Here is a 1217-nt window from a genome sequence, read left to right as displayed (position 1 = left end):
CATTGGTAAAGGCTTTGCCGGCACCATCAAGCGTCACAACATGAAGTCGCAGCGCGCGTCGCACGGTAACAGCCGTTCGCACAACGTTCCCGGCTCCATCGGTATGGCGCAAGATCCTGGTCGCGTGTTTCCTGGTAAACGCATGACGGGTCACATGGGTGATGCCACCATCACCACGCAGAACCTCGACATCGTGCGCATCGACGAAGCCCGTCAACTGCTGATGATTCGTGGCGCTGTGCCTGGTTCCAAAGGCGGTTTTGTCACGGTGCGTGCCGCGATCAAGGTCAAGCCTTCCACCGCCGCTAAAGGAGCGAACTGATGCAGGTCGAACTCCTGAATGACCAAGGTCTGGCCTTGTCCAAAGTGGACGTGCCGGATACCGTTTTTGGTCGCGAATACAACGAAAGCCTGATTCATCAGGTGGTCGTGGCCTTCCAGGCCAATGCCCGCCAAGGCACCCGCGCCCAGAAAGACCGTGAGCAGGTCCGTCACTCGACCAAAAAGCCTTTTAAACAAAAGGGTACCGGTCGCGCACGTGCAGGTATGACTTCTTCCCCGCTGTGGCGCGGAGGCGGTCGTATTTTCCCGAACATGCCTGATGAAAACTTCACGCAAAAAATCAACAAGAAAATGTATCGTGCCGGTATGGCTTCGATCTTTTCCCAGTTGGCGCGCGAAGGCCGCCTGGCTGTGCTTGATTCTCTGACCGTGGACTCGCCCAAGACGAAAGTCCTGGCTGACAAGTTCAAGGCCATGAATCTCAACTCATCGGTGCTGGTGATTGCTGATCAGGTTGACGAAAACCTGTACCTGGCATCCCGCAACCTGGTCAACATCCTGGTTGTTGAGCCCCGCTATGCCGACCCGCTGTCACTGGTGCACTACAAAAAGGTGCTCGTGACCAAGGCCGCCATGGACCAACTCAAGGAGATGTTTGCATGAGCGCCGTGAACGCCCAAACCAAATATGACGAAGGCCGCCTGATGCAGGTTTTGGTCGCACCCATCGTGTCTGAAAAGGCCACGATGATTGCGGAAAAATCCAATTCGGTCACCTTCAAGGTCCTGCAGGACGCTACCAAATATGAAATCAAGGCCGCTGTGGAATTGATGTTCAAGGTGGACGTCAAGGCGGTTGCCGTATTGAACATCAAAGGCAAAACCAAGCGCTTTGGCAAGTCTGTGGGTCGTCGGGATAATCTCCGCAAAGCCTAC

General features: G+C 55.1%; 3 protein-coding genes. All 3 read left to right on the top strand.

Annotation, left to right across the window (positions count from 1 at the left end; genetic code table 11):
- A partial coding sequence (gene rplC, locus Q8K05_RS00375) for a 50S ribosomal protein L3 (RefSeq protein ID WP_305244573.1) occupies nt 1-322 on the top strand: 322 nt, incomplete at its 5' end.
- The gene (rplD, locus tag Q8K05_RS00370; RefSeq protein WP_305244572.1) at nt 322-945 is read left to right on the top strand and encodes a 50S ribosomal protein L4; all 624 of its coding nucleotides are present in this window, start codon (nt 322-324) and stop codon (nt 943-945) included. The genes rplC and rplD, both read left to right, overlap by 1 nt.
- A partial coding sequence (gene rplW / locus Q8K05_RS00365) for a 50S ribosomal protein L23 (protein WP_305244571.1) occupies nt 942-1217 on the top strand: 276 nt, incomplete at its 3' end. The genes rplD and rplW, both read left to right, overlap by 4 nt.

This window comes from Polaromonas sp. (assembly GCF_030682935.1).
In the GTDB taxonomy this organism is placed as follows: Bacteria; Pseudomonadota; Gammaproteobacteria; order Burkholderiales; family Burkholderiaceae_C; genus Polaromonas.
This window is presented reverse-complemented; position numbering and strand designations above follow the sequence as displayed.

Bases quoted from the DNA above. Each gene is read 5' to 3' on its own strand.
- rplD (WP_305244572.1), top strand. From the start codon at position 322: ATGCAGGTCGAACTCCTGAATGACCAAGGTCTGGCCTTGTCCAAAGTG.